The 21,899-nt window shown below is 62.1% G+C and carries 18 protein-coding genes, 2 tRNA genes and 3 pseudogenes; 12 read left to right on the forward strand and 11 right to left on the reverse strand.

Annotated features, from left to right (window positions below; all coding sequences use genetic code 11):
• Window positions 1–170 precede the first annotated feature (170 nt).
• The 7 genes and pseudogenes from ACLQ62_RS04270 to rpmH all read right to left on the reverse strand — a co-directional run bounded on the left by ACLQ62_RS04270 (window position 171) and on the right by rpmH (window position 4,406).
• Window positions 171–587, reverse strand: a complete 417-nt coding sequence (locus ACLQ62_RS04270) for a GIY-YIG nuclease family protein (RefSeq protein WP_411720428.1) — start codon at window positions 585–587, stop codon at window positions 171–173.
• 197 nt (window positions 588–784) lie between these two features.
• A complete protein-coding gene (gene rsmG, locus ACLQ62_RS04275) occupies window positions 785–1,420 on the reverse strand; it encodes a 16S rRNA (guanine(527)-N(7))-methyltransferase RsmG (RefSeq protein WP_411720429.1) in 636 nt (211 codons plus the stop codon).
• A gap of 434 nt (window positions 1,421–1,854) precedes the next feature.
• Window positions 1,855–2,373, reverse strand: a complete 519-nt coding sequence (locus ACLQ62_RS04280) for a protein jag (protein WP_411720430.1) — start codon at window positions 2,371–2,373, stop codon at window positions 1,855–1,857.
• A 223-nt stretch (window positions 2,374–2,596) separates the two neighbouring features.
• Window positions 2,597–3,553 (reverse strand): annotated as a pseudogene (yidC, locus tag ACLQ62_RS04285) (membrane protein insertase YidC); the annotation flags it as partial.
• Between the two features lie 6 nt (window positions 3,554–3,559).
• Window positions 3,560–3,859: a membrane protein insertion efficiency factor YidD gene (gene yidD / locus ACLQ62_RS04290; protein WP_411720443.1), complete on the reverse strand. Its 300-nt coding sequence runs from the start codon at window positions 3,857–3,859 to the stop codon at window positions 3,560–3,562.
• Between the two features lie 38 nt (window positions 3,860–3,897).
• Window positions 3,898–4,239 carry a ribonuclease P protein component gene (gene rnpA / locus ACLQ62_RS04295; RefSeq protein ID WP_411720431.1) on the reverse strand — a complete coding sequence of 114 codons (342 nt, stop codon included), beginning with the start codon at window positions 4,237–4,239 and terminating at the stop codon, window positions 3,898–3,900.
• A 29-nt stretch (window positions 4,240–4,268) separates the two neighbouring features.
• Window positions 4,269–4,406 (reverse strand): 50S ribosomal protein L34, encoded by a 138-nt coding sequence (gene rpmH, locus ACLQ62_RS04300; protein ID WP_010204566.1) that lies wholly within the window; start codon window positions 4,404–4,406, stop codon window positions 4,269–4,271.
• A 329-nt stretch (window positions 4,407–4,735) separates the two neighbouring features.
• Between rpmH and dnaA the strand changes: the two genes are divergently transcribed.
• The 10 genes from dnaA to ACLQ62_RS04350 all read left to right on the forward strand — a co-directional run bounded on the left by dnaA (window position 4,736) and on the right by ACLQ62_RS04350 (window position 15,784).
• Window positions 4,736–6,169: a chromosomal replication initiator protein DnaA gene (dnaA, locus tag ACLQ62_RS04305; RefSeq protein WP_411720432.1), complete on the forward strand. Its 1,434-nt coding sequence runs from the start codon at window positions 4,736–4,738 to the stop codon at window positions 6,167–6,169.
• A gap of 414 nt (window positions 6,170–6,583) precedes the next feature.
• The gene (gene dnaN / locus ACLQ62_RS04310) at window positions 6,584–7,732 is read left to right on the forward strand and encodes a DNA polymerase III subunit beta (RefSeq protein ID WP_411720433.1); all 1,149 of its coding nucleotides are present in this window, start codon (window positions 6,584–6,586) and stop codon (window positions 7,730–7,732) included.
• Between the two features lie 35 nt (window positions 7,733–7,767).
• A complete protein-coding gene (gene gnd / locus ACLQ62_RS04315) occupies window positions 7,768–8,658 on the forward strand; it encodes a phosphogluconate dehydrogenase (NAD(+)-dependent, decarboxylating) (protein WP_411720434.1) in 891 nt (296 codons plus the stop codon).
• A gap of 35 nt (window positions 8,659–8,693) precedes the next feature.
• Complete coding sequence (gene recF / locus ACLQ62_RS04320) at window positions 8,694–9,881, forward strand: DNA replication/repair protein RecF (protein WP_411720435.1); 1,188 nt, start codon at window positions 8,694–8,696, stop codon at window positions 9,879–9,881.
• Window positions 9,874–10,380 carry a DUF721 domain-containing protein gene (locus tag ACLQ62_RS04325; protein ID WP_411720436.1) on the forward strand — a complete coding sequence of 169 codons (507 nt, stop codon included), beginning with the start codon at window positions 9,874–9,876 and terminating at the stop codon, window positions 10,378–10,380. The genes recF and ACLQ62_RS04325 overlap by 8 nt, the downstream gene beginning before the upstream one ends.
• A gap of 121 nt (window positions 10,381–10,501) precedes the next feature.
• Entirely contained in the window at window positions 10,502–12,511 is a 2,010-nt protein-coding gene (gene gyrB / locus ACLQ62_RS04330) for a DNA topoisomerase (ATP-hydrolyzing) subunit B (protein ID WP_411720437.1), read from the forward strand.
• A 67-nt stretch (window positions 12,512–12,578) separates the two neighbouring features.
• Entirely contained in the window at window positions 12,579–15,119 is a 2,541-nt protein-coding gene (gyrA, locus tag ACLQ62_RS04335; protein WP_411720444.1) for a DNA gyrase subunit A, read from the forward strand.
• Entirely contained in the window at window positions 15,116–15,520 is a 405-nt protein-coding gene (locus ACLQ62_RS04340) for a DUF3566 domain-containing protein (RefSeq protein ID WP_411720438.1), read from the forward strand. The genes gyrA and ACLQ62_RS04340 overlap by 4 nt, the downstream gene beginning before the upstream one ends.
• Window positions 15,521–15,600: 80 nt before the next feature.
• Window positions 15,601–15,674 (forward strand) — tRNA-Ile (locus ACLQ62_RS04345).
• 37 nt (window positions 15,675–15,711) lie between these two features.
• A tRNA-Ala gene (locus tag ACLQ62_RS04350) sits at window positions 15,712–15,784 on the forward strand.
• 753 nt (window positions 15,785–16,537) lie between these two features.
• Here ACLQ62_RS04350 and ACLQ62_RS04355 read toward each other — a convergent pair.
• On the reverse strand, window positions 16,538–17,464 hold the full coding sequence (locus ACLQ62_RS04355; protein ID WP_411720439.1) for a hypothetical protein: 927 nt from the start codon (window positions 17,462–17,464) through the stop codon (window positions 16,538–16,540).
• Here ACLQ62_RS04355 and ACLQ62_RS04360 point away from each other — a divergent pair.
• On the forward strand, window positions 17,437–18,183 hold the full coding sequence (locus tag ACLQ62_RS04360; RefSeq protein ID WP_411720440.1) for a hypothetical protein: 747 nt from the start codon (window positions 17,437–17,439) through the stop codon (window positions 18,181–18,183). The genes ACLQ62_RS04355 and ACLQ62_RS04360 overlap by 28 nt on opposite strands.
• 480 nt (window positions 18,184–18,663) lie before the next feature.
• Here the strand turns inward: ACLQ62_RS04360 and ACLQ62_RS04365 are convergent, their stop codons facing one another.
• Complete coding sequence (locus ACLQ62_RS04365; protein WP_411720441.1) at window positions 18,664–19,839, reverse strand: AAA family ATPase; 1,176 nt, start codon at window positions 19,837–19,839, stop codon at window positions 18,664–18,666.
• A 115-nt stretch (window positions 19,840–19,954) separates the two neighbouring features.
• Here ACLQ62_RS04365 and ACLQ62_RS04370 point away from each other — a divergent pair.
• Window positions 19,955–20,176 (forward strand): annotated as a pseudogene (locus tag ACLQ62_RS04370) (zinc permease); the annotation flags it as partial.
• 33 nt (window positions 20,177–20,209) lie between these two features.
• Here the strand turns inward: ACLQ62_RS04370 and ACLQ62_RS04375 are convergent.
• Complete coding sequence (locus tag ACLQ62_RS04375) at window positions 20,210–21,064, reverse strand: sugar phosphate isomerase/epimerase family protein (RefSeq protein WP_411720442.1); 855 nt, start codon at window positions 21,062–21,064, stop codon at window positions 20,210–20,212.
• Window positions 21,061–21,861, reverse strand: a pseudogene (locus tag ACLQ62_RS04380) (DUF993 family protein); the annotation flags it as partial. The pseudogene ACLQ62_RS04380 and the gene ACLQ62_RS04375, both read right to left, overlap by 4 nt.
• Between the last annotated feature and the right edge of the window lie 38 nt (window positions 21,862–21,899).

The following is a 21,899-nucleotide window of genomic DNA, read 5'->3' on the forward strand; positions in this document are numbered from 1 at the left end:
ATAGGAAAACACATCCCCGTCAGTGCTGTTGTTTCACGTGAAACGCGCCCGGTTGGCCATGAACTCCTTTCATACACCCCTGTAGATCGCACAGGAGAGGCTCGATGGCGTGAATCACCCTGGGATCTGCCTTCGGGCCGGTCCCTCGCTGCCGCAGGCCGGACTGTCACTCATTCGACGAGCGCAGGGGACCGAATGCGGCCCCCTCCAGCGCCGCGCCCAGTGCCGCCTACCAACGCTGCGCCCGGCGCAACATCCAGCTCTGGGGGACTCGGGCCCATCTCGTCGGGAGCGCCGTTCGGTAGCCGTTCTTTCTGCAATCGCACGTTGCCAGGGAGATCCTGCGGTCGGCCTTCGATTAACGCACGGCGCTTCCTACGGCTCCCGCCCTGAACCTGCTTCTCACGACCAAACGCCTCGGCGATACTCGAATACTTCTCGGAGTACACAAGCGCCAGGGGCCGCCGGTCACGCGTGTAGGCGGCGCCCGGTCCGTCATTGTGCTGTCGCACGCGTTCAAGGACGTGCCAGGTGCTGTCGACGTTATAGGTTCGGTCAGCGCATTCGGGAATGTACATGTAAGGCATGGGGCAAGATTGCCATCGCCGAAGAACCGTCGAGCGACGCTGCCTCAATCTGGGGAAAAGTTCGCAGGCCTCACACAGTGGGGAGGGATGCACCCCACCGAGACTCGGGTTCGGCGTGTTTCACGTGAAACGGTCGAGCCGTGGTACTCACCTGATGCACCGCATGAGCAGAGACGCTCGCCATCCAGCGTTGTGGACTAACCGCGAACAGTCCCGAGGATCACCCGGGTTACGTCGTCAGTAATACCTTCACCGAGGACCTGCACGCGGGCATCCGTCACCTTGTATTTGCGCATCTCTTTCTGCGCCGCATCGATTTCGGCCTGGGCGCCAGCACCCTTCATCAGTACGAGCTCACCACCGTCGCGCAGTAGGGGAGCGGTCAGCGGGAGAAGTTTCCGGAAGGCACTGACGGCGCGAGCGGTGACCTGGTCGAGGCGCTCGGTGAGCTTCACGTCTTCGGCGCGCTCCCGAATAACAGTCACATTGCGCAACCCCAGATCGACAACCTGATCATTCAGCCAAGCTACGCGGCGTTCCATCGGCTCTATGAGGACAAACTGCACTTCCGGCCGAGCAATCGCAAGGACCAGTCCGGGTAGCCCGGCTCCAGATCCGACGTCCCCGACGAGTCCGGGTCGCAACAAGGGTGCCACGAGGGCACTGTTCAGCACGTGACGCGTCCACAGCCTGGGCAACTCCAGCGGCCCGATGAGACCCAATTCTTCTCCGTGCGTAGCGAGGTTCTCCGTGAACCGACGTGTCAGCTCGATTCGGTCTCCGAGGAGGGTCGACGCTGCAGCGGGCTCGGTTTCAAGCGTGGAGTCAGTCATGTTGTCTCAACTCTATTCGGTCTGGGTGCCTGGTCAGGGTTGGGGCGTCATCGCACCATAAGACGCGGGATGGGTGCGAAATCACATTCGTATGTGGTCTCCACAAGCTCGATCGACGAGCGGGTGGGCCGGGCGATCAGGAACTCCGTATGGAGCCCGTCGGAATCAAAGGGCGGAAGGGGTCTCGAAAAGCTCTATCTTCGAGGGAGAGATGCCCGCCGACAGGGAACGCGGTCGTTGAACCTCTGGAATCAGCGGGGCGGGATCTCGACAAGCTCGATCAGCGGACTGACCGATCACGAGTGACCATCTCGACGAGTTCGATCACCGGGGAAGGACCCCAGCACAGCTCGGTCAGCGGCCGGGATCTCGGCAGCCTCATCCACGGTGGCCGCCGAACGGCGGCGACACCGTTTCACGTGAAACATTGGCGGCTAAGCGCGGGTGATCACCGTGTGACGGTCCCGGCCTTCACCGTGCGAGGTGGAGATAAATCCCCGGTCAGAGACAACATCGTGAACCAGCTTGCGCTCGTAGCTCGACATCGCGGGAAGAGCGGCGGACGCCGCACCCGCATCGAGCTGCGCGATCGCGCTGTCTACGAGCACCGCCAGTTCGGCCTGCCGGGCGTCACGCGAGCCACCGATGTCGAGAATCAGTCGAGAGAACGCCCCAGTCTTGCTCTGCACGGCAAGACGAGTCAGTTCCTGAAGTGCGCTGACGACATCCGGCTTGGAGAGAACACGGATGTTGCTGCCCTCGCTCGCGGTCACGGCGACGTACGCGCGTCCGTTGCGAACGTCAATGTCGATGTCACCATCCAGGTCGCAGATATCGAGGAACTCCTCGATGTAATCTGCGGCGACGTCGCCCTCTTCCTCGAGCTGAGTCACGGTGGGGGAGTCGTTACGAACGATCTCCACGTCTGCCTGGTTGTCGATCACGTCTGACATGGCGCTACTTTCCATTGTTCTGGGGAGCCGAACCGGCCTCGGGTTGCGGCTTAGCCACGGGAGTTTTCGGCGCCGACGGGGTCGTCGCCGCGGCGACGTTCTTTGCTGCGGGGGCAGGGTTCTTCGAGCCGGACGACGCTGGGTTCTTCGGCGCAGCAGTTGACGGATTCTTCGGACCAGTCGCCGCCGGGTTCTTGGGCGCGGCTGCGGGGGGATTCTTCGGCGCGGCCTTCTTGGCGCGGTTCTTGCCTACCGGCTGCGGGCGCTGGGCCGGCTTCTTCTCCTCGATGACGAGAGTGTCGCCAGCGGCACCGTCCGCCGGCTTCAACTTGCCCTTGCGAGCCAGGCGCTCCTCGCGCTCCTTGGCTGCTTCGGTGCCAGGCATCGGCATGTTCCGGATGATGATGAACTGCTGAACCATGGTCCAGATGTTCGAGACCAGCCAGTAGAACATGACACCGAGGGGGAACGCGAAACCAGAGAAGAGGAACACGAACGGCAGGATGTAGAGCAGAATGCGCTGCTGCTTGAACATCGGGCTGGCCTTGGTCTCATCCGAGATGTTCTTCGACACGATCTGCAGCTGAGTGATGAACTGCGAAGCCGTCATGAGGACAACCATGATCGCAGCCACGATCATGACGCCGACCTCGGGGCCGCCGGCAGCGTTCATCGCCGACGAGAAACTCATGTGCAGGGGCGCCAGGTCGAACAGGGATGACGTACCGAATTGCTTGGACAGCGCCTCGTTCAGCGGGCCGACACCGGATTTGCCCGTCTGCGAGTCGTTGAGCACAGAGAACAGGGCGAAGAAAATCGGCATCTGCACGAGCAGGGGGAGACAAGACCCAAGCGGGTTGGTCCCGGTCTTCTTGTACAGCTCCATCGTCTCGCGGCTCATGGCCTCGCGACTGAACTGGTCCTTCTTACCCTTGTACTTGTCCTGGATTTTCTTCAGTTGCGGAGCGACCTCCATCATGCGCCGCTGGTTCTTGATCTGCTTGACGAAAAGCGGGATCAACAGCGCACGAACGACGAGAACAAGGCCGACGATCGACAGCACCCACGTGAGCCCGTCCGCTGGCTCCATCCCGACAGCGGTGAAGAGGGAGTGCCAGCCAACGAGAATGAGCTCGACGGCCCACTTCAGAGGCCAGAGGATGATCGACAAGAGATCCATGTGGGATTAGCCCTTTCGGTGGCTTGCTGGGACAACGAACCCACGGGGGGTCACGGTGTATCTGAAGTTTTTCTTGGGAGGAGCATCATCGACACCGCCGGCAGCCCAGGGGTGACAACGTGCAATCCGCCGGAGGGCAAGTCCCGATCCGATCACGGCTCCATGCTGAGCAATTGCATGCATCGCGTAAGCCGAACAAGAGGGATAGTACCGGCACACCTCGCCGTAAAGCGGTGAGATCGCTGTGCGGTATGCGATCAGGGCGGCCACTGCAGCATTGCGAGGCAGCAACAGGATGCTTCGCATGACGTCGACCCGTTCGCCCGAGTCGGCAGTGACGCCCGTCATGATTTCGCTACCAACCGTGAGACGGAGCGCTCGACCTCGGCAGACAATTCGGTGAAATTGGCGGTAGCTGATGGCGGAAGCGCCCGAAACACGGTCTCGGTACCGTCTGGGAGACCCGGCGCCATCGAATACGCCGCGGCTTTGAGCCGACGACGAACCCGGTTGCGCACGACAGCATTGCCCACGGTTTTAGCAACAATGAACCCGAACCGCGGTGATCCGCCGTTCGGGTTCATCAGTTGGTACGTCACGCTGTTGGCGCCCGACATCCGTCGACCTCTGCGGACGACCCGTTTGTAGTCATCAGCGCTCGTGATGCGTTGCGCTTTAGCGAGCACGATGACGACGGGTTGCCGGGGTCAGGATGCTACGCGGAGAGTTCGGTGCGGCCCTTACGACGGCGTGCACCGAGGATGGCACGGCCGGCGCGGGTGCGCATGCGCAAACGGAAACCGTGCACCTTGGCGCGACGACGGTTGTTCGGCTGGAACGTTCTCTTGCTCATAATCACTTACTCCACGTTTGGATCTCCGCTGCGGCGAGTCGCATGGCAGAGGAAAGATTGGCGCCCGAGGGCACAAGTCAACTGATTAAACCTACGGCTTGAGTGACGGATGGTCAAACCGAATCGCGCCAAACGGTTGATTATCCACAGGTTTCCCAGCTACACCAGCACTGACACGCTGGCGGATTTGTGCGGTAAATTTGGGCCGAACCGTCCGATTGGCTAGCGTGAGGGATTAGTTATCCCCAGCCCTCACCATCCGGTTCCCAATAGATCCGGGGTTGTGAGAGCATCCGTGGATAACTCTGTGAATAACTTTTTGGGGAAATATGGCAAACGAGCAAGAGTCAATCACGCAAACGTGGCAGACCGTGCTCGATGAGCTCGCAACCGACGAGCGCATCACACCTCCCCTGCATGGCTTTCTCAACCTGGTGGTGCCCAAGGGCATCATGGCCGGCACGTTTTATCTCGAGGTGCCGAACGAGTTCACCGCCGGGCAGCTCAACATGCGGATGCGTGCTCCCCTGCTCAAGGCGATCGGCACCCTGCAGGAATCCCACGGCGCCTCCACGTTCGCCGTCGTTGTGAACCCGGAGATCATCGACGAAGAGTTTGAGCCCCTTCCTCAAGCCCCGATGAATTCCCCACAGCCGAATTACGTGAACAATCCGATGTCGCACCTCTCAATGGCCGACACGGCACTCCCGGCGAGGCAGAACGACACCCGCCTCAATTCGAAGTACTCGTTCGACAACTTCGTCATCGGCCAGTCCAACCGGTTCTCGCATGCGGCCGCGGTCGCCGTGGCCGAAGCGCCGGCGAAGGCATACAACCCGCTCTTCATCTACGGGGACTCCGGGCTCGGCAAGACCCACCTTCTCCATGCCATCGGGCATTACGCGATGAGTCTCTACCCGGGCATCCGTGTCCGGTACGTCTCGAGCGAGGAATTCACCAACGACTTCATCAACTCGATCGCGAACAACCGCGGATCCGTCTTCCAGGCGCGCTACCGAGACATCGACATCCTGCTGATCGATGACATCCAGTTCCTCCAGGGCAAAGCGGAGACGCAGGAAGCGTTCTTCCACACCTTCAATACGCTGCACGATCACAACAAGCAGGTCGCAATAACGAGCGACCTTCCGCCGAAGGCGCTCACCGGGTTCGAAGACCGGATGCGGTCGCGGTTCGAGTGGGGCCTCATCACCGACGTCCAGGTCCCTGACCTGGAGACGAGGATCGCGATCCTCCGCAAGAAGGCCCAGAGCGAGAAACTGCAGATCCCCGATGAAGTGCTCGAGTTCATCGCGTCGAAGGTGTCGAGCAATATCCGTGAGCTCGAGGGAACCCTCATCCGCGTCACCGCATTCGCGAGCCTCAACCGCACTCCGGTCGACATGAATCTCGTGCAGACGGTGCTGAAGGATCTCATCACCCTCGACGACGACAACGTCATCTCACCGGTCGACATCATCAACATCACCGCCGCCTACTTCAAGCTCAGCGTCGACGACCTGTACGGCTCGAGCCGCTCACAGGCGATCGCCACGGCTCGGCAGATCGCCATGTACCTGTGTCGCGAGTTGACCAATCTGTCGCTCCCGAAGATCGGACAGCTCTTCGGAAACCGCGATCACACGACCGTGATGTACGCGAACAAGAAGATTTCGGACCTCATGCAGGAGCGTCGGTCGATTTATAACCAGGTGACTGAATTGACCAGCCGGATCAAACAGGGGCACCGTTTCACGCGTTAAAGCGGTGCTCACAGACGGTTAACGTTGTGGAAACTGAGGCGTCGTACACAATGTGGATAACCCTGTGGAAACTCGCCTGAAAACTCGGGCGATTCTGTGAACTGCTCTCCTCGGAATGTGCAGAACCGGCTTGGATGCCAGTAAACGCATGGGATGTCGCCGACAGCGATTACACACACGGCCAACAAGTCACACCGTTGTAGTTCCCATGAAATCGTTAGCGTGTCGGAAGTTATCCACAGTTTCCACAGCGGTTAAGACCATTAACCATTCTTTAACTTTCTCTCCAGCCAATAACCTTTTCCGCCGTCGCCTCCGGCTCGTCGCTTCGATCGAAGACGTGAATGACAGTGCTTCTCCGACCCGACTAACATGGGGAACCACTCGTACCTTGAAACGACAGGGGATCCAACCGTGCGGTTTAGCGTCAATCGCGATGTCTTCAGTGAAGCAGTCTCATTCGCGGTGAAGCTGTTGCCTCAGAGAACGACCCTTCCGATCCTGAGCGGTGTGCTCATCGAAGCGACCGAGAACGGGTTGACCCTGTCGAGCTTCGACTACGAAGTCTCAGCGCAGACCGAGATCAGCGCCCAGGTCGACGAACCGGGAACAATCCTCGTCTCAGGGCGCCTACTCGCTGACATCGCCAGCCGACTGCCGAACGCCCCGGTGCAGTTCACCACCAACGAGAACCGCATCGTCGTCTCCTGTGGTTCGGCGAACTTCACTCTGCTGTCGATGCCCGTCGAGGAATATCCGAGCATCCCGCAGATCTCGGGCGAAACAGGCCTCGTACCCGGTGAGGATTTCGCTGCAGCTGTCGCGCAGGTCGCGGTCGCCGCATCTCGAGACGATGTCACCCCCGTCATCACCGGCGTTCAGCTGGAAGTCACCGACAACCGGCTGAGCCTGGTCGCCACAGACCGGTACCGCGTCGCTGTCCGCGAGATCGACTGGGACAACGGCGACAACACCGCGCCCGAGAGCCTCGTCGCGCTGGTTCCTGCTCGCACCCTGCAGGAGGTCGGCAAGACGTTCGGCCACTCGTCGACGATCTCAGTCGCCTTCACCAGCAAGGACGATCGGGAGCTCATCGCCTTCACGGCTGACAAAAAGACCGTCACTTCGCTGCTGATCAAGGGTTCGTTCCCGCCGGTCCGCCGGCTGTTCCCGGATTCCAGCGAAAATTACGCCGTCATCAACACCGCCGAGCTGATCGAAGCCGTCCGCCGCGTGTCGCTCGTGCTCGAGCGAGAAGCCGCGCTTCGGTTCACCTTCACCATCGACGGCCTCACCATGGAGGCGGTCGGATCCGAGCAGGCGCAGGCATCCGAGGCGATCGATGCACTGCTCACCGGCGATGACATCGTGCTCAGCCTCAAGCCGCAGTTCCTCATCGACGGCCTCACCGCTGTCCGCAGCGAATACGTGAGGTTCTCGTTCACCAAGAGTGAGAACACGAACAAGCCTGGGCCCATGCTCATCACCAGCCAGTCGTCGAAAGACCAGCCGGGCGCTGACAGCTTCAAGTACCTGCTGCAGCCCAACCTGCTCCTGCGCTGAACCGACCCGCACTCCAACCTCGAAGGACTATTCGCATGCACATCGGCCTCATCGGACTCGGCAAAATGGGCGGCAACATGCGCACCCGCCTGCGGAACGCGGGCATCGAAGTCACCGGATTCGACCAGAATCCGGATGTCACGGATGTCGCGACTCTGGACGAACTCGTCGCCGCGCTGCCCTCGCCCCGCACGATCTGGGTCATGGTGCCGGCCGGGAAGATCACCGCCGGCGTGGTCGCTGACCTCAACGATCGTCTCGACGCGGGCGACCTGGTCATCGAAGGTGGCAACAGCCGGTTCACCGAGGATTTCAAGAACGCTGAGCTTCTCGCCGCAAAGGGCATCGACTACATCGACGCCGGTGTCTCCGGTGGAGTGTGGGGACTCGAGAACGGTTACGGGCTGATGGTCGGCGGTTCCGCCGCCCAGGTCGAGCGCGTCATGCCGGTGTTCGATGCACTTCGTCCGGAGGGTCCCCGCGAAGAAGGATTCGTGCACGTCGGCGAAGTCGGCGCCGGCCACTACGCCAAAATGGTGCACAACGGCATCGAATACGCGCTCATGCAGGCCTATGCCGAAGGATTCGAGCTGCTCGAGAAGCGCGAGGACATCATCCGTGACGTCCCCGGAACCTTCAAGGCCTGGCAGCGCGGCACCGTCGTGCGGTCCTGGCTTCTGGAATTGCTTGTCCGCGCCCTCGACGAAGACGACGACCTGTCGGAGATCGAGGGATACGTCGAGGATTCAGGCGAAGGCCGCTGGACCATCGAGGAAGCGGTCGCCAACGCGGTCCCCGTTCCGACCATCTCGGCATCCATCTTCGCCCGATTCGTCTCGCGCCAGGAGGATTCACCGGCGATGAAGGCTGTGGCGGCGCTCCGCAACCAGTTCGGCGGCCACGCGGTCAGGAAGTCCGACGACTGAAGCAGGCTGTCAGGCGCCGTCGGTAGGCTTACCCGGTGATCGTCACCCACCTGAACCTCAGCAATTACCGCAACTATGCGGTCGCTGACGTGGCGATGACACCGGGCGCGAACCTCTTCGTCGGTCGTAACGGCCAGGGCAAGACCAACCTCGTCGAAGCGCTCGGATACCTCTCGACCCTGGGCTCCCACCGCGTCTCCACCGACGCCGCACTGATCCGGGCCGGCGAGGACGCTGCGATCATCCGAGCCCGGCTGCAGCACAACGGCCGCGATCTCCTCGCTGAAGTCCAGATCAACCGCACCGGAGCAAACCGGGCGCAGATCAATCGCGGGCAGATCAAACCACGTGAGCTGCCGCGGTACTTCTCCAGTGTGCTGTTCGCTCCCGAAGACCTCGGCATCATCCGCGGCGACCCTTCCGGCCGCCGCCGATTCCTCGACCAGCTGCTCATCCTGCACACCCCCCGGCTTGCCGGAGTCCTGACCGACTATGAACGGACCCTCAAGCAGCGCAACTCGCTCCTGAAATCGGCACGGTTATCAGGGCTCAAGGCGAATCAGCTGACCACACTGGAAATCTGGGACGACAAGCTTGTGTCGCTCGGATCCGAAATCATCGATGAGCGAATGGCTCTCGTCACATCGCTCGAGCAGCCGATCCGGGATGCCTATGCCTCCGTGGTCGGCGACGATCATGGGCCGGCCCTCACCGCTCTCCTCAGCATCGACGGGGTCGACGCCGACACGGATGCCGCCTCCTCGGCCGGGCCAGCCGCGGGAGCTCCGGTTGAGTCGACCGCCGACACGGCCGAACGATTCCGGGCGGCACTCGCACTGCAGCGCCGCAGCGAACTTGAACGCGGCCTCACCCTCGTCGGGCCGCACCGTGACGACGTCCTCTTCGAGTTGAACGCGCTGCCCGTGAAGGGATATGCCAGCCACGGGGAGACCTGGTCGTTTGCGCTCGCCCTCAAACTGGCGTCCGCAGAACTGCTTCGGCGCGACTCGAACACCGGTGATCCGGTGCTCATCCTCGACGATGTCTTCGCCGAACTCGACCTCAACCGACGTGCCAGGCTGGCTGCCGCTGTCGCGGGATTCGAGCAGGTCCTCATCACCGCGGCCGTTCTGGACGATGTGCCTCAGGGACTCACCGCCCACACCGAGCACATCTCTGCCGGCCGCATCCTCGAAACCGCGGCGGAGGTCTCCCGTGGCTGAGGTGAACCAGGGCCGCGACTCCCTCTCCGAGTCCGCTCGCGTTTATGTGCGATTCAAGGAGTTGTTCGGCGGTCAGAAGCATTACGCGAAATCCAAGCGAAACCGAAAGACGGATCCGGCCGAAAGCGTCCCCTTCGGACATGGCCGCGACCCCAAGGGAGTCGGCGACGTCCTCGGAACGCTGACCAGCCAGCTGGGCTGGGACTCTCCGCTCGCCCAATCGGACCTCGTCGCGAACTGGAAGGAACTCGCAGGAGAAGAGACGGCGAATCACTCCTCCCCGGTCGGTATCGAACAAGGAGTGCTCAGTGTGCAATGCGAGTCGACCGCCTGGGCTACCCAGCTGCGGTTGATGCGCGTCGACATCATGACTCACATCGCCGTCAGGTACCCGGAGGCCGGGATCGAGAGCATCCGTTTTCTGGGACCCAACGTCCCAACCTTCAAACGCGGTCCCAGATCGGTTCAGGGGCGTGGCGTGCGCGATACCTACGGTTAACCAGACAAATCTGGTCGTCGATGCGATAAAAGTGGCTCAGATGGGCATATGGCCCCGAAGTCCTCGCGTTCTTGATAGAATTACATGTCGAGCACGAACACGGTTTGGAGCCTAATTTCATATGTCATCAGAACCGAACAGGTCCGCAGATAACAGCGACTACGGCGCAAGCCAGATTCAGGTTCTCGAAGGTCTCGAAGCCGTACGCAAACGTCCAGGAATGTACATCGGTTCCACCGGTCCGCGCGGTTTGCATCACCTGGTCTACGAGATCGTCGACAACGCTGTTGATGAGGCCCTGGCAGGCTACTGCGACAACATCGAGATCACCATCCTCCCCGACGGCGCCGTGCGCGTCGTCGACAACGGCCGCGGAATTCCGGTCGACATCCACCCCATCGAGGGAAAGTCGACGGTTGAAGTCGTTTTGACGATCCTTCACGCCGGCGGAAAGTTCGGTGGAGGCGGCTACGCCGTCTCCGGTGGTCTTCACGGCGTGGGCAGCTCGGTGGTCAACGCCCTCTCGAGCCGCCTCGACGTCGAGGTCCGTCGCCAGGGGTCCGTGTGGCGGGCGACATTCCATGACGGTGTCGCCGACGCGCCGCTCGCCCAGGGTGAGGACTCCGATGAGACCGGCACCATGGTGACCTTCTGGCCCAGTGCCGAGATCTTCGAGACGATCGAGTTCGACTACGACACCCTTCGCACCCGGTTCCAGCAGATGGCGTTCCTCAACAAGGGGCTCCGGATCGCTTTGCACGATGAGCGCCCGGATCACCTCGTCGAGGCATCAGCCGGTGTCGACGGCAGGGAACCCGAGCTCGTCCAGCAGTCGAACGTCTTCCTCTATGAGCGCGGACTGGTCGACTACGTCGAGTACCTCAACCATGCGCGCAAGGCAGACCTCGTCAACGACGAGATCATCTCGTTCGAAACCGAGGACGACAACCGCAAGATCGCGCTTGAAGTCGCCATGCAGTGGACGACCGCATATACGGAGAGCGTGCACACGTACGCGAACACGATCAATACCCACGAGGGCGGAACTCACGAAGAGGGCTTCCGTGCTGCTCTGACCACTCTCGTCAACAAGTACGCCCGCGAAAAGGGCCTGCTTAAGGAGAAGGACGACAACCTCTCCGGCGATGACGTGCGTGAGGGCTTGACCGCGGTCATCTCCGTGAAGCTCACCGAGCCGCAGTTCGAAGGCCAGACGAAGACCAAGCTCGGCAACACCGAGGCCAAGGCGTTCGTTCAGAAGGTGGTCGGCGACCAGCTCGGCGACTGGTTCGGGCGCAACCCGATCCAGGCCAAGGAGATCATCCGTAAGGCGTTCCAGGCAGCGACCGCGCGCATGGCCGCTCGGAAGGCCCGCGAGACCGCACGCCGCAAGGGACTTCTCGAGGGCGGCGGAATGCCCGGCAAACTCAAGGACTGCCAGTCCAAGGACCCGTCGCTCTCCGAAATCTTCATCGTCGAGGGTGACTCCGCGGGTGGATCGGCGGTCCAGGGCCGAAACCCTGAGACCCAGGCGATCCTTCCGCTTCGCGGCAAGATCCTGAACGTTGAGAAGGCACGGCTCGACCGCGCCCTCGGCAACGCCGAAGTGCAGGCGATGATCACCGCGTTCGGCGCGGGGATCGGCGAGGACTTCAACCCGGAGAAGGCCCGATACCACAAGATCGTGCTGATGGCGGATGCCGACGTCGACGGCCAGCACATCACCACGCTGCTGCTGACCCTGCTCTTCCGCTACATGCGTCCCCTGATCGACTTCGGTTACGTGTACCTCGCGCAGCCGCCGCTGTTCAAACTCAAGTGGTCAAACGCGGCTCATGAGTACGTCTACAGCGACGCCGAGCGTGACGCACAGCTTGCCGCCGGAGCGGCGGCCGGCCGCCGGATTCCGAAGGACAACGGCATCCAGCGTTACAAGGGCCTCGGCGAGATGGACTACAAGGAGCTGTGGGAAACCACGATGGCGCCTGAGACCCGCACCCTGATGCAGGTCAACCTCGATGACGCAGCGGCTGCAGACGAAATTTTTTCCACCCTGATGGGCGAGGACGTCGAGTCCCGCCGTAACTTCATCCAAAAGAACGCGAAGGACGTGCGGTTCCTTGACATCTAACGACGACACCACTCCCGATACCAGCCTCCCGGAGGATGTCGTCGCAGACGAAACCACCGGTCCCGGCGTGCACGGAAAAATCAGCCAGGTAGACCTGCAGCTGGAAATGCAGCGGTCGTACCTCGATTACGCGATGAGCGTCATCGTCGGCCGTGCTCTTCCCGAGGTGCGCGATGGCATGAAGCCCGTCCACCGCCGCGTGATCTACGCGATGTACGACGGCGGCTACCGCCCAGACAAGGCATTCTCGAAGTGCGCTCGTGTGGTCGGTGACGTCATGGGACAGTTCCACCCCCATGGTGACTCCGCCATCTACGACGCTCTTGTTCGCCTCGTTCAGCCGTGGAGCCTGCGCTACCCGCTCGCCCTCGGCCAGGGCAACTTCGGTTCCCCCGGCAACGACGGAGCAGCGGCACCGCGATACACCGAGACCAAGATGGCCCCGCTGGCCATGGAGATGGTTCGCGACATCGACGAGGACACCGTCGATTTCCAGGACAACTACGACGGCCGCACCCAGGAGCCCGCTGTGCTCCCGGCCCGGTTCCCGAACCTCCTGGTCAACGGATCCGTCGGTATCGCCGTGGGCATGGCGACGAACATCCCGCCGCACAACCTTCGTGAAGTTTCTGCCGGCGCCCTGTGGCACCTCGCCAACCCCGACGCATCCCGGGAAGAGTTGCTCGCAGCGCTCATGCAGCGCATCAAGGGCCCCGACTTCCCCACCGGTGCTCAGATCCTCGGCGTCAAAGGCATCCATGACGCCTACACGACGGGTCGTGGTTCGATCACGATGCGCGCCGTCGTCAGTGTCGAGGAGCTCCAGGGCCGAACCTGCCTCGTTGTCACCGAACTGCCATACCAGGTCAACCCGGACAACCTGGCGGTCAAGATCGCAGACATGGTCAAGGACGGGAAGATCTCCGGGATCGCCGACATCCGGGACGAGACCTCAGGTCGCACTGGTCAGCGCCTCGTCATCGTGCTCAAGCGCGACGCGGTTGCCAAGGTTGTTCTCAACAATCTGTACAAGCACACCTCGCTTCAGGAGAACTTCGGCGCCAACATGCTGGCGATCGTCGATGGCATCCCGCGCACCCTCGCTCTTGACGGCTTCATCACCGCCTGGACCGCTCACCAGATCGACGTGATCGTTCGGCGCACGAACCACCGCCTGATGAAGGCCGAGGAGCGCGCCCACATCCTTCGTGGCTACCTCAAGGCGCTCGACGCGCTTGACGAGGTCATCGCGCTCATCCGTCGTTCGGGAACCGTTGAGGACGCCCGCGACGGACTGATGGACCTGCTCGACATCGACGAACTGCAGGCACGCGCCATCCTCGACATGCAGCTGCGCCGACTGGCAGCCCTGGAGCGCCAGAAGATCATTGACGAGCACGACGAGATCGAACGGGAGATCACCGAATTCAAGGCGATTCTCGCGGATCCCGAGCGTCAGCGCACCATCGTCAGCGACGAGCTGACCGAGATCGTCGACAAGTACGGAGACGACCGCCGCACCGAGATCATGTTCGGCTATGACGGCGACATGTCCATCGAGGACCTCATTCCCGAGGAAGAAATGGTCATCTCCGTGACCCGCGGCGGTTACATCAAGCGCACGCGCAGCGACAACTACCGGCAGCAGCACCGCGGTGGCAAAGGCGTCAAGGGCGCCCAGCTGCGCGCGGACGACGTCGTCGACCACTTCTTCGTCACCACTACCCACCACTGGCTGCTGTTCTTCAGCAACAAGGGCAGGGTTTACCGCGCCAAGGCGTACGAAGTGCAGGAAGCAGGACGGGACGCCAAGGGGCAGCACGTCGCCAACCTCCTGGCCATGCAGCCAGACGAAGAGATCGCCGAGATCCTCGACATCCCGGATTATCAGGCTGCCACGTACCTGGTGCTCGCCACTCGCGACGGGCTCGTGAAGAAGACGGCGCTGAGCGAATACGACACCAATCGCACCGGCGGGATCATCGCGATCAACTTGCGCGACGGCGACGAACTGGTCGGAGCGCTCCTCGTCGAGGACGACAGCGACCTGTTCCTCGTTTCACGCCGTGGCATGTCGATCCGTTTCACCGCGAGCGACGACGCACTGCGCCCGATGGGCCGTTCAACCTCGGGTGTCATCGGAATGCACTTCCGCGAGGACGATGAACTCCTGTCGGCATCGGTTCTTCCTGCCAATCCGGAGTCAGAGGCATTCGTGTTCACCGCGACCGAAGGTGGGTACGCCAAGCGCACCGCCGTCGAGCAGTACCGCCTCCAGAATCGAGGCGGGCTGGGTATCAAGGTCGGCAAGTACAACGAGGATCGCGGGCACCTCGCCAGTGCTCTCATCGTGAGTGAAGACGATGAAGTGCTTGTGGTTCTTGCGACAGGCAAAGTGGTAAGGTCTGCCGTGGCCGAAGTTCCCGCCAAGGGCAGGGACACCATGGGCGTCGTTTTTGCACGATTCGCTGACGACGATCGGATTATTGCCCTGGCCAGGAACAGTGACCGTAATCTTATCGCCGTGGACGCCGAAGCTGCAGAAGTCCTCACCGTGGACGAAGCCGCAGTGCCCGCGGGCGAGGCCGAGAAGGAAGAAGAAGTATGAGTAGCGTTGCCGAGAAGCTCGCGAACAAGTCGACCAAGCGCACGTCCACCAAACAGGTGCGGCTGAAGCTCGTCTACATCGACTTCTGGTCGGCGGTGAAACTGTCGTTTCTTCTCGCGGTGGCCCTCGCCGTCGTGACGATCGTCGTGTTCTTCCTCGTTTACACGGTCCTTGACCAGACGAACGTCTTCGACCAGGTCAACGGCCTGTACACGGATGTCGCCGGTGCCGGCCAGGATCTCACCGCCATCTTCAACCTCGGGCGTGTGATGGGCTTCGCTGTCGTCGTCGCGATCCTCAACCTCATCGTGGTGACCGCTCTCGGAGCGTTGTGCGCGGCTCTCTACAACCTCAGCGTGAAGATCACCGGCGGACTGCTGGTCGGATTCACCAACAACTGATTCGTCCTGGTCGAAGGGGCTCCTGGCCCCTTCGATTAGAACATACGGCGAATTTCAGGTAGTCTCAAAGCTGCCCAAACGGGGATATAGCTCAGGCGGTTAGAGCGCTTCGCTGATAACGAAGAGGTCCCAGGTTCAAGTCCTGGTATCCCCACTCGGGAGACGTTTTTCATAAAGTTTCTCCCGCAATCGGGGCCTTAGCTCAATTGGTAGAGCGCCTGCTTTGCAAGCAGGAGGTCAGGGGTTCGATTCCCCTAGGCTCCACAACTCAACTTCCGCACCATCTTGCGCGCGATCAGACCTAGTCCTCCACAGAATCGCAGATCAAAGGGTATTTCCCTCGGGAAGTGGCCTTTTTGATTTGATCAGAGGCTTGGTGAATACCGACATATTCGGTAGTTGATTGGTAGCACGCGGTAGCAATTCGTGTTTGGTTCGATGCGCCTTGTGTGCCCGGGATCGCGCGGATCGTTGAGGACCATTCCTGCCAGTGCGCCCGGGGTGCGCCCCTGGGCGGTCACGTGTCGTGGAGTCGGCAGGACATGTCTGGGGTGCTTCACGAGTCCTTCTTCGAGGCCTTTGCACACGGAATGACGATGGAGCGTCACTAGCGAGGGCGGTCCGAATTTGTCCGCCTGCTGTGCACGTGAAAATCCCCGGTCAAGAGTTGTTAACAGCCTTATTAACAGTGTGAATTGTTATTAACACCCTTATTAACATTGTGGATAACTACAGCCGTGTGATTACCTCAGTGCCGCGAACAACTCGTTCCCCGACTCCGGAGGACGAGTCACGCACCGCTTCCCGCCGCTGAGTGTCGCGCGGAGACTCGTCGATCAGGCGCTGCGAAAAGGTCGATGGAATCTTGCTCCCGGCTCGACGCTTGGCTCGACGCGTCGTAAATTCATCCGCCGTAGCGTGTGTTCTGGCGGCTACCGCACTGCGAGTGCGGGCACGTTGTTCAGATTGCGCCGGGGATGTCCTAATGCGTCTCAAGGCCGGTTCGCCGACTTCACCTCACACCGCGCGGAGGTGCCATCCCGCCACAGGTTCGACCTGGTGGACACCGGCTGAAGCGTGGGCATCTGCGTCTCGCTGTTCGACTTTCAGTCTCGCCTTGACCTTGCGTTGCACGTCGAAGAGGTCCCACATATCGTCAACGGTTACGGAGACTCGGCGCGCGCCGGACCGTCGAGTCTTCCCGCGGATCAGCATGTAACTCGTGCGGAACACTTTCCCGCCGATTCTCTGCTGAGCATCGCCGAAGACAACCGCGTTTGCGACCGGTCCGGACCCGTCGTCGAGGGAGAGGAAAACAACGCGGCCGATGCCGTTCCGGGTCGGCGGTGTGTTTGTGGCGCGCCGGACACCGGCGATGAGCACTTCGGTTCCGCCGGGAAGGTCGATGAGCTTCGCCGCCGGTGTCACGCCGAGATCTCGGAACAGGTCGTGGAAGCGGGCCGATTGGTGGTTCGACACGGCGACGTTGAGGTCGCGGAGTTCGAGGTCGGTTTGGGTGCGTCCGCGGAGCTCCATCGAGGTGACCGCCTTGAACCGGTTCCCTTCGTAGCCGAGCGGTGGCAGTTCAATGTCCAGGGCGAGCTGGTCGTCACCGATGTGGACGGCGGATCCTTGGAGTGACTGGATGTGAGCGAGGAGCTCGTGCCGTCGGTCCCGGTTGTAACCGATGAAGCTGTCTAGTGCGCCGACGCGAGCGAGCGATTTGAAGGTCCGGCGTTTCGGACGGACACGGTCGCGGAAGTCCTGGAGCGAGTCGAACGGCTGGTGCTTCGCAATCCGCGCGCGTTCGGCTTCGCTGCTGCCATTCAGTTCAATGAGCGCCATCCGGATCCCATGGACGCCATCGGGAGTCTTTTCGACCTGATATTCGAGGCCGGAGGTCTGAACGCGAGCAGATGAGTCACACGCGAGAGGCTGCCGCACAGCAGGAGTACCGCGAGCTTGAGAACCGGTTCGAGGCAGAACGCGGTGCAGCGCGCGCCAGCCTCGAACCGGTGATGCACGCCGAGTGGTGGGACACCGCCCACGTCGATGACATTGCCCTGGTCCACGAGACAGCGACCGTGTGGCGAGGGCACGACGACGTTGCACGTGCGGCCGGCGACACGATCCGTCGGGAAGTGCAGGGCCGCTACGGCATCGACGTCGACGCGCCGGGCGGAGATCCGGCCGCGGTAGCTGCGGCGTTGCGCGAGGCCGGGCAGGCACGCGCTGACGCTCGCGCCGAACGGGAGCGTTCAGCGGAAGAACTGACTGTCAGCCAGATCCTCTTTGGCAGCGCCGAAAGGCGAGAGCGCGAGGCACAGGAGCGGGCGGAGAAAGGCTGGGGCCCTGGCGACATTGATGGAGCAGATATCCCGGCCTCCAACGAGTTCACAGAGCGGGGGAGCGGCTGGAAGCAATCCGGCGACACCGCGAGCGTGGAGGATTACGACAGCTCAGAACGCCGTCAGAAGTTCGCCAGCAGTCTTGAAGAAAAGGCCATCACGAAAGAGACGATCGCTGCCCGTATCCTCGCCGACGGTGAGAATGCGAAACACCCACGGGAAGCAGTGAAGACGACGACGAGAAAAGCGGCGAAACACCGTGGCAGCGCTCCATCAGCTGTGCAGCACCGTGAGCGTGGCGGCCTCAGCCGTTGATGGCTGCCCGGAAGCGCAGGAAAGCCGCTCGCCCGGCTCGTCGGGAGCTGAAGGCGGCTACTACGTTCGGCCGCCTCGTTCCCTGGATGCCTTCCGAGCTGCCAGCAGGCGCGCGACCATACTGGCCGGCCAAGTCGGAGTGGCCCACAGTGGAAGAGGTTGAGAGCTTTGTTCGGGCAACTCGGAAGGAGCCTCAGGTGCGTCTCGCCATATTGACGGGATTGCGGCGCTACTCGGAACCGGGGACCGCACAGATGCTCGTGGCGATCGGCTCCGTCATCGTATCCATCACCGCAGTCGTTCTCGGTGTCGCGCACCCAACCCGCTACTTCACGCAGGAGCAATCGGCGCAGGCCTGCTGTACATCGTCATGGTGGCCTACGGGATAGGTCTCGCGCTTCGAGTTGACGAGCGCCGCAAGGCTGCCGCCGTCTGGCTCAAGGCTTACGAGAGCAGAATCCGTTAGCTTGCCGCCCCAGGTCAGTCTTGGAGTTGGCGACTAACGAAGTCGTTCATGTTGGGAACGGTGAACGCAACCAACCCTCTGTCCGGGACATAAATGATTCCCTTTTCGATGAGCGACTGACGGACGGGGCTCAGACTTTGCGGCTTGGTCTTGAGCCGGCTGGCGAGTTCGGAAGTCTGCGACGGGTTGCCGGCGTCCTCTGCCATGGCGGCCAAGTAGTTACGCTCACCGGGCGTAGCCCGGTCCCAGCGTGCGGGGAAGAAGCCCATGTCAAGTTCCTCGTTCCCGCGTTGGATCGCAGCTGTCGCGTCCTCCTTAGTGATCCGTCGATCAAGGGCGAGTTCCCACGCAGCTTGCCCGTACGTCTGCAGGTAATACGGATACCCCCCAGAAGCGCCGACGATCAGTTCAGCGGCGTCCACGTCGTACTCCGCACCTTGTCTCTTGGCAGGCACCACGAGCGCATCGGTCGCGGACTTCTCATCAAGGGCGCCGATCTCGCGGTAGCTGAACAACCGTTCCGCATAGGAGCGGGCTGCGCTCAACGTTGACGGCAAGTTGGGAAGACCAGCGCCGATAACAAAGAAAGGCCACCCCCGCTGGCCGGCGCGGTGCTGCGCTGAGAGAAGAGCCGTGAGCAACTCCGGCTCCAGATCCTGCATCTCATCAATGAAAAGACCGAACGCTGAATCCCTCTCCTTCAGCGCCGGCACAAGGTCCTCGATCAGCTCTTCGAAGTCGACCTCAATACGGCCCGAATCGGCACGCCCTATGGCAGGTTCGATACCCACCTCCAGAGAAGCGCCACCAAACGAGATCCCGAACGAACGGATCGTCGATAACGCCTGTTTGACCTTCTCCGTCATCCCCTTGCCGCGGTACAACCGGCGTGCCGCCAGGGCAAGCTCGCGGGCTAGTTTGCGGCGAACGGCTTCCTGTCCGGACTCCGACGCCTGACCTTCAAGATCCACTATCAGCCACTCAGCGCGGTCTGCCTGATCGCGGAACTGATTCAACAAAACAGTCTTGCCCACACCCCTGAGCCCGTGAAGCACGATCGCTCGAGAGTGACGTCCTCCACGGTTTCTGGCAACCAGAAGATCGAACGCGTCGATCTCGTCCTGGCGACCCACCAGGTGCGGGGGAGTGAGACCGGAGCCGGGAGAGTAAGGGTTGAGTTCGGACAACATATAAGGAACTCTAGCCCAGTATTGCGAAAAGCAAAGATACTGCTAGATAAATATAGAGTTGCCGTCGTTTGGATTCCATCATGCAGCGATGCCGTAGTGCGTCGGCATCAACCTTGTGTGCGCCGTGTTGCTCACCGCAGCCGTGGTCGTGGGCGCCGGGCCGCTGTCGAACAGCGACCCTCAGACGGTCTCGCTTCCGCTCGCGTTCGCGGCCGGTGCCGTCATCGCCTCGCTTGCCGACACGTTGATGCCTGAGGCGTTCGAGCACGGCGGCCCTGCGGTGGCGCTGAGCACCGCGGCGGGATTCGTGCTGTCATTCTCCCTGTCTCTCGCCTGACCGGGCGTGAACGCGCGAGTTCCGCCAGTCGGCTCAGCGACGCGCCGATTCAGCCAGGTGCGGCGCCACCACGGCGTCGAACGCGGCCGCTGTGCGGCGGGCGACATCCGGCCAGGCGGCATCCCAGATCTGTTGATTGAAAATCTCGACCTCGATGTCGCCCGTGTAACCTGTCGACAGCACGGCGCGAGTGAGCGAGCCGAAGTCGATCACGCCGTCGCCGGGATAGTGGCGCGACAGAAGCGCATCCTGAGCGATTGGGGTCGCCCAGTCGCACACCTGATACGACGCGATGCGCCCCGTCGCGCCTGCTCGAGCGATCTGGTCGAGCACCTGCGGGTCCCACCAGACGTGGAAGGTGTCGACGACGACACCGACCGCCTCCGCGGGGAACTGTTCGGCAATGTCGAGCGCCTGGCCGAGGGTCGAAACGACGGCCCGGTCCGACACGTACATGGGATGGAGTGCTTCGATGGCGAGCGTCACCCCCGATTCCTGCGCGTAGTCGGCGAGATCGGCGATGGCATCGGCGACGCGCGCCCGCGCACCGACGAGGTCGCGGGATCCATCGGGCAGGCCACCAGCGACAAGCACAAGTGTCGGGGCTCCGAAAGCGGCCGTCTCGTCGATGGCCCGGCGGTTGTCGTCGATGGCGGCCCGTCGGGCCTGACCCTCGGTCAGGGTGAAGAATCCGCCGCGGCACATGCTGGACACCCGCAGCCCGGAGTCCTCGACGAGTGTCACGCTCGCCGCGAGGCCGAACTCGGCAACGGGTTCACGCCAGAGACCGATGCTCGAATATCCCGCGTCGGCGGTCACACGAACGGCGTCCGCCAGCGGAGCGTACTTGATGGTGGCCTGGTTGAGCGAGAGCTGTGAGTGGGTCATGCGTGAATTCCGTTCAGGGCGAGTTGGCTGTGCCAGCGGGCAGCGGCCAGTTCGGGTCGTTCGAGGGCGCCCGCTGCGTTGGCAAGCCGGACGATCTCAGACAGGTGGGGGAGACCCCGCGCTGAGTGCAGACCACCAACCATGCTGAACGCCTGCTGGTGGCCGTTGAGCCAGGCCAGAAAGGCAACGCCGGTCTTGTAGAAGAAGGTGGGTGCGGCGAAGATCTGCCGCGACAGTTCTTCGGTGGGGCCGAGGATTTGACGGTACCGGCCGGTGTCGCCGGCGTCGAGCGATTGGATCGCCGCTGAGGCGTTCGGGCCAACCGCGGCGAAGGCGCCGAGCAGAGCGTCGGAGTGGGAGGTTCCGTCGCCGGCGATGAGTTCCACGTAGTTGAAGTCGTCGCCGGTGAAGAGCGTCGCGCTCTCGGGCAGCCGCGACCGCACGGACACCTCATGCGACGCATCGAGAAGACTCATCTTGATACCGCGAACCTTATCGGCATTCTGCTCGATGATCTCGAGCGCCGTGGCAGAGGACTTCTCGAACTTCTCCGATCCGAAGTACGTTGCCAGGCTCGGGTCGAAGGCCTTGCCGAGCCAGTGCAAAGTCACCGGGGTCGTCGCTGCGGCGAGCACTTCGCGGTAGACCCGGATGTAGTCATCGGAGCTCGTCGCAGCTTTCGCAAGGTGGCGGCTGGCCATCAGGACGACGCCGGCGCCGGCATCCTCGGTGAAGTTCAACTGCTCCTTGTACGCGTCGATGACGGCGTCGAGTGAGATCTGTTCGTCGGCGACGTGGGGGGGGGTTTAACACCACCCCACCGATAACCCCCCCC

Origin of the sequence: Mycetocola sp., assembly GCF_046716805.1 — a bacterium.
In the GTDB taxonomy this organism is placed as follows: domain Bacteria; phylum Actinomycetota; class Actinomycetes; order Actinomycetales; family Microbacteriaceae; genus Mycetocola_A.